6 protein-coding genes are annotated in these 5892 nt (G+C 35.4%); all 6 read left to right on the forward strand.

What is annotated here, in order from left to right; genetic code table 11:
• The first annotated feature begins 154 nt into the window (after positions 1–154).
• Entirely contained in the window at positions 155–913 is a 759-nt protein-coding gene (locus V7014_RS11000; protein WP_335507041.1) for a hypothetical protein, read from the forward strand.
• A gap of 37 nt (positions 914–950) precedes the next feature.
• Positions 951–1142 carry a ComZ family protein gene (locus tag V7014_RS11005; RefSeq protein WP_335507043.1) on the forward strand — a complete coding sequence of 64 codons (192 nt, stop codon included), beginning with the start codon at positions 951–953 and terminating at the stop codon, positions 1140–1142.
• Positions 1143–1300: 158 nt separating this feature from the next.
• On the forward strand, positions 1301–1630 hold the full coding sequence (locus V7014_RS11010; protein ID WP_335507045.1) for a four-helix bundle copper-binding protein: 330 nt from the start codon (positions 1301–1303) through the stop codon (positions 1628–1630).
• 573 nt (positions 1631–2203) lie between these two features.
• Positions 2204–3448, forward strand: a complete 1245-nt coding sequence (locus V7014_RS11015) for a cation:dicarboxylate symporter family transporter (protein WP_335507047.1) — start codon at positions 2204–2206, stop codon at positions 3446–3448.
• 186 nt (positions 3449–3634) lie between these two features.
• Positions 3635–4573, forward strand: coding sequence for a beta-ketoacyl-ACP synthase III (locus V7014_RS11020; RefSeq protein ID WP_335507050.1), 939 nt, complete (start codon positions 3635–3637; stop codon positions 4571–4573).
• A 35-nt stretch (positions 4574–4608) separates the two neighbouring features.
• Positions 4609–5844, forward strand: coding sequence for a beta-ketoacyl-ACP synthase II (gene fabF, locus V7014_RS11025; protein WP_335507052.1), 1236 nt, complete (start codon positions 4609–4611; stop codon positions 5842–5844).
• The last annotated feature ends 48 nt before the right edge of the window (positions 5845–5892 follow it).

Genomic DNA, 5892 nt, shown 5'->3' on the forward strand with positions numbered 1-5892 from the left:
CGTGTTTCCTTTATCTCATGCGAAGTGGTAAGTCTCATACGGCACTGAACGGGTACTCTGCACTTTTGTTCTGTTGAATTCAGAAAGTTTTGGTTTATAGAGCATACAATTAAAGTAAATGTGTAAAATCATGTGGACAATGGGGGATTAAAGAATGACAAAAAATATTGTCATTGGCGTTTATCGTTTTCTGGGCTTTCATATATGCAACCATTTACTTAATCAAGGTAATGAAGTGATTGGTGTGGAATGGGATGAGAATACAATTGAATATCGTGATGAAAAGGCTATGTTGTTTAGTCGAAATGCCAATTTTTCTTTAAATACGTTCCAAGATAAACTCCATTTAGGTGAGGAATGTTTCATCTGTGTTAGTTTATACGATTATTTAGATGCTGAAAGTTCTTTATTGCTGATGAAAGAGGTTGGAAAAATTGTAAATCGAAATAGTCATCCTCAAAGCCGTATTCTAATATTCTTACCTAAGGAAATGAATTCGGAATTGCTTAAAGGAATAAATCAATGGAGGAAGATGCTGCAAATTAATTCGACTGTACAATGGATTTATGTAGCAGATTTATATGGTCCTTGGTTAGCTAATCAAAGTAAGATGTATTTTCAGCAAAACATGGCACGCGCTATAAATATTGATGACTTTTGTACTGGTTGGGAGCAGTTACTTGAGTTAACCCAAGAAGAGATTTATGTTGTAGGTGAATATCAAAATGATTGGAGAGAACAACTTGCGCAGTTTTTTCAGAAGAAAGTGGATGATGTTCCTTCTCAAAGAGATATAGAAGAGCCATTAGCCACATTAACTATACAAGCACATACTAGTCTATATGATGGTTTACAAGCAATGAAGGAACATGAAGCAAAGATGAAACTATTCAAAGAATGGAATGATATATAAAACAATAGATTGATTGTTTTTAGAGAGGATGATCTTAATGAAAAGAAGTCATCAAAAAGAGTTTATGAATATTGCGATGAAGCATTTTCCGGAAGGGAAGGAAAAATTAAAGTCAGTGGGGATTGATATTTCTATCTCAATGCTGCCCATTTTTATGGACTTATTTACAAAGGTGATGGAAGAAGCTTATGAATTAGGAAGACGAGACGCTTTGAAAAATAAAGAATGATCTTAAAACGTAAAAAGTAAATTTCTTGAAATTGGCAAAAAAATCATTCTTAAGTTCTGTTTTTCTGTGAGTGAATACCCATTTCTAACCAAAATCGTTTAAAAGGTTTCATTAAGGGTTATTTAACTTAAGAACAGAACATAAGGAGATGATTTAGGATGACTCTTGAAAAATATAAACAAATAATTGAAACATTACATGAGTGTATGACTGCCTGTAATCATTGCTTTGATGCTTGTTTAAAAGAAGAAGATTTGAGTATGATGGCTGACTGTATCCGTTTGGATCGAGAATGTGCGGATATATGCGCTTATTTCGAGCAAGCAATAGGAAGAGGTACACCGTTTGTTATTGAATTAGCTAAGGTTTGTGCTAGCATTTGTGAAGCTTGTGGAAATGAATGTAAAAAACATAGTCATGAGCATTGTCAAAAATGTGCGGAGAGCTGTTTTAAATGTGCAGAAGCTTGTCGTAAGCTTGTAAGTTAATAAGCCTTTTTATTATTTGAGCCCTAAACATGTGTCTATGACCATTTTTAGGGTTTTTCTATTGAGGATTAAATCTAGCCGAATTTGAAGAAAAAAGAGTTATGTAACTTACAACGATATTTTACTAGTATGCCTTGAATAAGTAATATATTTGATTAAGTATATAAAAATAATGTTTAAAAAAGAGAATACACATTTCTTGTCAGAAATAGATTTTTCAGTATAATTAAAAGCAGAGCCATTTGATGGTGGGCTGTATTTCGGGAAAAGTGAGCTTGGGTAAAATAAGCAGTTAAATAACGTTAGGTAATTTTCTGAATAATGTAGATATTTTGCTGCTTCATATTTTGTTTTGAATGCTAATTGCGACAAGAAATTAGCGTTCTTGGTTTCTTATACTGCAATTCAGATAAGGTTGTTATGCAATCGTTTTCTGAATGTTTGTATTAAGGAAGTTAGATATAGAAAAAAGAATCCTAAAATAGTATATGTTGTTTTAAGGGCTATTTGTTATATCTTTTATAAAATACCTTTTCATAAGGTACACACATCTAGAGTAAAGGGGAAAAGTGGATGAAAAGAATTAAATTTAGTTTAGCTACTCAAATTATGATTGGACTAATCCTTGGTATTGTTGTCGGAGGAATTTTCTATGGCAATGAAACAGCGCAACAGTATTTACAACCGCTAGGCGATATATTTCTACACTTAATTAAAATGATTGTTGTCCCAATCATTATCTCAAGTATTATTGTTGCAATCGCTGGTGTTGGTGATATAAAGGCTGTAGGTAAATTAGGAGGTAAATCATTAGCCTATTTCTTCTGTGTTACATTAATGGCTATTGGTGTTGGATTAATCTCGGCTAATATTTTCCAACCTGGTGTAGGCGTAAATATGGACGAGCTGGAACAAGGTGATATTTCTAATTATGTTGAGACAGCGGAAACACAAGAAGATAAGTCCGTTGTTGATATGATTGTTAATATTGTTCCGCCAAACCCATTTGAAGCAATGGCATCAACTGATATGTTAGCAATCATTTTCTTCTCAGTTATGTTTGGTATTGGAATTGCGGCAATAGGAGAGAGAGGAAAGACAGTTTATGATTTCTTCTATGGTACTTCTCACGTAATGTTCTATGTCACAAATCTAATTATGAAATTTGCTCCAATTGGGGTTTTTGGATTAATTGGTGTTACGATTTCTAAATTTGGTTTAGAATCACTTATTCCTCTTGGTAAATTAGTGCTTACTGTGTATGGAACAATGATTTTCTTTGTGATCGTTGTTTTAGGTATTATTGCTAAGGTTGTAGGTTATAGTATGTTTAGACTTATTAGAATACTAAAAGAAGAATTGATTTTAGCTTTCTCTACAGCTAGCTCGGAATCAGTACTTCCAAGAATTATGGACAAAATGGAGCAAGAAGGATGTCCTAAACACGTTGCGACATTTGTTATTCCGACGGGTTATTCATTTAACTTAGATGGATCGACACTATATCAAGCAATTGCGGCGTTATTTATCGCTCAAATGTATGGTATTCACTTAAGTGTTGTCGAACAAATTACATTAATGTTCGTATTAATGATTACATCTAAAGGGATTGCAGGTGTTCCAGGCGTATCTTTCGTAGTTTTATTAGCGACTTTAGGTACAGTAGGAATTCCAGTTGAAGGTCTGGCATTCATTGCTGGTATTGACCGTATTTTAGATATGGGTCGAACAGTAGTTAACGTATTGGGTAATGCCTTAGCTTCAATCGTAATTGCTAAATCAGAAAAACAATTTAATCCACCGGCTGATGCCAAATAAGAAATAAAAGTAAGCTGTTCTAATTCATCAATCTGAGTTAGAACAGCTTTTTTTAATGGAAGAGTTGTTCAAAATAAAAAAGTAGCTTGCATCAAAAGAAGCTATTCGGTAAAATTAGTACCAAGTCATAACATTTGATAATAACATTTTTGCATAAATATAATTATGAGAAAAGGGGCTGCGATTATGAATGCTGGTATCCTTGGAATTGGAAGATACTTACCCGAAAAAGTGGTTACTAATACAGATTTAGAGAAAATGATGGATACATCTGATGAATGGATTAAAACAAGAACAGGTATTGAAGCAAGACGTATCGCAAGTGATGATTTAAATACTTCACATATGGCATACGAAGCTGCATCGCAAGCAATTGCAAATGCCAATATTAAAGCTGAAGACATTGATTTAATATTAGTTGCAACTGTTACTCCTGACCAACCATTTCCTTCTGTATCTTGTATGATCCAAGAGCAATTAGGCGCAAAGAAAGCAGCTGCTATGGATGTTAGTGCTGCATGTGCTGGTTTTATGTATGGAATGATTACAGCACAACAATTTATACAGAATAATGCTTATAAATATGTTTTAATAGTAGGTGTGGAAAAACTATCAAAAATCACAGATTGGGATGATCGTAATACGGCGGTCTTGTTCGGAGATGGAGCGGGCGCTGTAGTAATGGGACCTGTATCTGATGGTAAGGGAGTTCTATCATTTGAGCTAGGTGCTGATGGAACCGGTGGTAAGCATTTATATCAAAATGAAAATAATCACATTGTGATGAATGGTAGAGAAGTATTTAAATTTGCTGTTCGTCAAATGGGTGAATCTTGTATAAGCGTTTTAGAAAAAGCTGGCTTACAAAAAGAAGATGTGGATTATTTAATTCCTCATCAAGCAAATTATCGTATTATGGAAGCAGCTCGAACAAGATTAGAATTACCACTAGAAAAAATGTCAAAAACGATTCATAAATACGGAAATAACTCTGCGGCATCTATTCCGATTGCTTTAGCAGAAGAAGTTGAAGCTGGCAATGTCAATGATAATGACTTAGTTATTATGGTTGGCTTTGGTGGCGGTTTAACTTGGGGTGCAATTGCCTTAAGATGGGGAAAATAGTTGTAAATTGAAATAGGACAAAGGAGATGACATGAATGAATAGGCGTGTTGTAGTAACTGGCGTCGGCGCGGTTACACCTTTAGGAAATAATGTTGAAACATCTTGGGATCACATCAAAAAAGGTGTATCTGGTATTGGGCCGTTAACGAGACTAAATAGTGATGAATATCCTGCTAAAGTAGCAGCAGAAGTAAAAGATTTTTCTATTGGAGAATACGTAGATCGAAAAGAAGCGCGTAAAATGGATCGCTTCACTCAATATGCAGTAGCAGCAGCTAAAATGGCTGTCGATGATGCAAAATTAGAAATTAATGATGATAATGCGAACCGAGTTGGCGTTTGGATTGGCTCTGGTATCGGTGGGATGGAAACGTTTGAAACGCAGTATGAAACTTTCTTAAATAGAGGCTATCGTCGTGTAAGTCCGTTTTTCGTACCGATGATGATTCCTGATATGGCGGCTGGTCAAGTATCGATTTATTTAGGTGCTAGAGGTGTAAACTCATGTACGGTAACGGCTTGTGCAACTGGAACTAACTCTATTGGAGATGCTTTCAAAGTAATCCAACGTGGCGATGCCGATGCAATGGTAACAGGTGGAACAGAAGCACCAATTACAAAAATGTCAGTTGCAGGATTTTGTGCAAATACAGCTCTATCAACAAATCCTGATCCAAAGACAGCTAGCCGTCCATTCGATGTTAATCGAGATGGCTTTATCATTGGTGAAGGTGCTGGAATTGTTGTATTAGAAGAGCTAGAACATGCACTTGCTCGTGGTGCGAATATTTATGCGGAAGTAGTAGGATATGGTTCAACAGGTGATGCCTATCATATTACTGCTCCAGCGCCTGGTGGAGAAGGTGGAGCACGTGCAATGAAAATCGCTGTAGAAGATGGTGGACTTAATCCTGAAGATATCGATTATATTAATGCACATGGTACTAGTACACCATATAATGATAAATATGAAACACTGGCAATTAAAGAAGTTTTTGGTGAACATGCGTATAACTTAGCGGTGAGCTCTACGAAATCAATGACGGGTCACTTACTAGGTGCAGCAGGTGGAATTGAAGCAATCTTTACTGTATTAGCAATTAAAGAAAGCATTTTACCTCCTACCATTAATATTGAAACACCGGACCCAGAGTGTGATTTGGACTATGTATCTACAGGTGCTCGTCCAAAAGAAATTAGAGCAGCGTTAAGTAATTCATTAGGCTTCGGTGGTCATAATGCTACACTTGCTTTTAAAAAATTTGAATAATAATAGATGGAAAAGACCGGCACAATAAGTGAGGGCACTGAAAAAGTC

Source organism: Bacillus sp. JJ722, assembly GCF_036963345.1.
Lineage (GTDB): Bacteria > Bacillota > Bacilli > Bacillales > DSM-1321 > Bacillus_AD.

Coding starts and splice junctions, on each gene's coding strand:
- V7014_RS11000 (WP_335507041.1), top strand. CDS start 155: ATGACAAAAAATATTGTCATTGGCGTTTATCGTTTTCTGGGCTTTCAT.
- V7014_RS11005 (WP_335507043.1), top strand. CDS start 951: ATGAAAAGAAGTCATCAAAAAGAGTTTATGAATATTGCGATGAAGCAT.
- V7014_RS11010 (WP_335507045.1), top strand. CDS start 1,301: ATGACTCTTGAAAAATATAAACAAATAATTGAAACATTACATGAGTGT.
- V7014_RS11015 (WP_335507047.1), top strand. CDS start 2,204: ATGAAAAGAATTAAATTTAGTTTAGCTACTCAAATTATGATTGGACTA.
- V7014_RS11020 (WP_335507050.1), top strand. CDS start 3,635: ATGAATGCTGGTATCCTTGGAATTGGAAGATACTTACCCGAAAAAGTG.
- fabF (WP_335507052.1), top strand. CDS start 4,609: ATGAATAGGCGTGTTGTAGTAACTGGCGTCGGCGCGGTTACACCTTTA.